At 51.7% G+C, this 3,226-nt stretch carries 3 protein-coding genes; 2 read left to right on the top strand and 1 reads right to left on the bottom strand.

Annotation, left to right across the window (positions count from 1 at the left end; genetic code table 11):
* Nucleotides 1-343 precede the first annotated feature (343 nt).
* Both ACR0EZ_RS25780 and ACR0EZ_RS25785 read left to right on the top strand, forming a co-directional pair.
* Nucleotides 344-622, top strand: coding sequence for a hypothetical protein (locus ACR0EZ_RS25780; RefSeq protein WP_480617683.1), 279 nt, complete (start codon nt 344-346; stop codon nt 620-622).
* 292 nt (nt 623-914) lie between these two features.
* Nucleotides 915-1,556: a toll/interleukin-1 receptor domain-containing protein gene (locus tag ACR0EZ_RS25785; protein ID WP_480617684.1), complete on the top strand. Its 642-nt coding sequence runs from the start codon at nt 915-917 to the stop codon at nt 1,554-1,556.
* Nucleotides 1,557-1,634: 78 nt separating this feature from the next.
* Here the strand turns inward: ACR0EZ_RS25785 and ACR0EZ_RS25790 are convergent, their stop codons facing one another.
* The gene (locus ACR0EZ_RS25790; RefSeq protein WP_480617685.1) at nt 1,635-2,465 is read right to left on the bottom strand and encodes an alpha/beta fold hydrolase; all 831 of its coding nucleotides are present in this window, start codon (nt 2,463-2,465) and stop codon (nt 1,635-1,637) included.
* Between the last annotated feature and the right edge of the window lie 761 nt (nt 2,466-3,226).

Raw genomic sequence — 3,226 nt, forward strand, 5'->3', positions numbered from 1 at the left:
AAAGCCCGCTCGTACGCACTTTGTCGTCACGCGCATTGTTCCAGGCATTCGGCTGGATAATTGCCCCGGTCTTTTTCGATTTCTTGGTGGTCCGAAACCCCCAACTGAGCGGCAACAATTCTCGCTCGCCATCTTCGGTCATTCTGACCACCGGAGCCATGTGCTTTGGGTAAATCGCCGGTAGGGGCTCTGCGTTTCCAAGCCTGTCGCGTTCGACTGCAACATCAAAAAGTTGACGCATCGCTTCAGCAGGGATCGTGTTGGAGTAAAGGTTACACATGCGACTTACGGTAGGTGCGAATTTTCATTTGGACAAGCGGTCGATGTTCGCTACCTGTTCCCCATGCAGAACTGGCCCAATCGAATCCCCTTCGACCTCCAAAATGAACTTGAATCCCGTCGCGTAGACGATTGGGAAGCCGCATTACGCGCATGGGCTAAAGCGCATGGGCTCAGGCTCAAACTTCAGTGGTGGCGACAGTTGGAAATCGCAATCGCTGACCTGCACTCACGCCGATACACAGCAAAGCCGCAGGACTATTGGTCTGTCTTCAAGGAATGGCTGGAGCGGCACTATGTGCCTGCGCCGGAAAAGCTTCCTGGATGGCCGGAGCAGAATTGATTGGTCTTTCCACAAGTTGTACTCCAGGAACCGTTACAAACATGCGGAAACCCCAGTAGCTAAATCACGGCTTAAGCAGGCCAGACTACCGTAGGTGAATTGAAGCAACCAAGCCCGGTTAGACAGCCCACTTTTGGTTTCAACTTCGCTCGGCAATTATGGTCTGGTATTTTTTGGGGTTCCACAATCCAAGCGGCTGGATTGCCCGAGCCGAAACAACTTAAGACGACATTAGCCGACGCTATGCGACGGCATGAATTCAATATACGGTCAAACTCGGGTTCCATGTGCCGTGAAACAAGAAATGCGAACATTTATTTCTTACGTTGCCGACGACAAACCAATAGTGGATACGCTCTGCGAAAATCTAGGCCGACTTCGCGTCGAATACTGGCACGATGACAAAATGCTGTCGCCCGGAGCAAGATGGAAGGCGAACATCCGTCAAGCAATCGAAGAAAGCGATAATTTCATTGCCTGTTTTTCCACGTCGTATTGGAATAGGCAAAAGACATACATGAACGATGAGTTGCTGCAGGCGGTAGAACAGATACGGATTCGACGCCAGGATGAAACCTGGTTCATTCCCGTTTTACTGGAGGAGTGTGACGTTCCCGCGATAGAAATCGGTGGGGGGCAGACTCTCTTGGACTTCCAATGGGTCCCTCTGTTTGCCGATTGGAACTTTGGCGTCCGAAGGATCGTTGACACGATACGTCCGCCAAAGCTGATGGAATCGCGCCGACAAATTGACAACCTGGCATTGATCTACGAGGAAGAATTGATGCAAGCAAACTCCGCTGACGACTTGTCTGATTTCGTTCACGATGATGCGAACCGCGCTAAAGCCGTCTTGTCAGACGCAAGACAAAAGCACCGAGAAGAGTTTGGCGAGGATTATGTACCATCATTCACTCGCACCTATGACGTCTAAGCGCGCCATGGCGTTTTAGATGACAAACGGAAGTGCGAGATGTCGGCAATGGGGACGTACGTGACGATCCCTATGGACCTACTTGTTCAACAGATCCGAGCCCTGATTCAATGTTCTCTGAATTGTGCGCTCTATCAGCGCTGTCACCTGGTCCGGTGTTTCAATCGAGGAGGAATGGCCTGCCCCTTTGAACACAACTAATTCTGAGGTTGTGATTGCGCGATGCATCTGATGTGATTTCTCCGGAACCGTAGCGATGTCTTCGTCTCCGACGCCTATACCGACCGGAATCTCTATCTTTGCAAGCAGTTCGGTACAGCCTTCCCTGTCGATTACCCCTCTAACTGCCCGTGTAATCCCAATCCGATGGCTGCTCACAATTGCCTTTGACCACCTCTTCCTTTCTTCTGCGCGGTTTGGATCGGTGAGAAATGTGCGCCCGAACATTATCGGCATAACCTGATTGATGGCGGCCCATAATCCGATCCATCGCGCCACAAAGTTCAAAATTCGATATTTGGGAGCGTTTTTTGGCTCTTCAGGTTCAGCACTGGTTTCGAGCAGTGTCAGCGACTTCAGAAGGCTTGGCTCACGAGCTGCCAATCTCATGCCCACGAACCCGCCCATGCTTAGGCCGACAAAATGACAAGGTACCGCGCCCAGGCTTCTGATTAGTTCTGCTGCATCGGTGGTCAGCGTCTCGATATCATAACCGCCTTCAGGAACACTGCTCTGTCCCTGACCCCTATGGTCATATGTGATGCAGCGAAAGCGGTCCCTCAAATGAGCAACCTGCGCTTCGAACATGGCTCCGCTAAACAGTAGGCCATGAGAGAAAAAGACCGGCTCGCCTTCGCCGCCAGTATCTTCGAAGTGAATTTTCGTGCCGTTCACAATGGCTGTCGGCATGATTTCCCTCGTCCAAACAGACAAGTTGATTTTAGCACAGTTTTGATGTGAATGCGTGCTACCTCAACAGAACCGACCCCACCCATCTGTGAAGTAACTCACTTCTTTTTGTCATGAAATCGCGGAAACTTCAGGTACCCTACGGCCAGTTGCGCTGCGGCTTCAATCTTAACGACGCCTGAAGTGCGGAATTGGCCCGAAGGTGCATCGCCGGTTCACAAATGTTCGGAAAGTGGATGGTGATGCGAGGGGCTGGACGAGGGGGTTTAGGCCAGCCCCTCACATAGTGGGGGTGCTACGGATTGGGTTAAGTGGTCCGTTGATAAAACCCTACCCTCTGATTCATGTTTCGGAAATTGGGGGTTTCCCGTAATAAGTGTAGATTTTATCCCGCATCCAAGCACTGAATATGTGCTGTTATTCGAATATTACGGCACAAAATCCTTGGTGCAGACACATTCCCAACATGCTGCGCCGATACCAAACCGGTGCGGCGCGCCCCGAGGGGGTTAACGATTTCCAAGAGGGGGTATGAGTTTGGCGCGTCGTACCTGTCTCGCCTGCATTTCGGGATTTATTCTATGATCGACCTGAAGTTCTGCCATGTGGCAACAGTCAATCGCCAAAGGGCGGACGCCCGGGTTGGCGTTTCGGTGCAAGGCGCATAGGGGTGTCTGACGTCAGCGCCAATGGGACAGTTTAGGTCGATTTGATAAGAGAGGGTTTCTGGCTCATCGTAACCGCCAAGGAGTGGAGATGAG

This window comes from Ruegeria sp. AK4, from assembly GCF_056541025.1.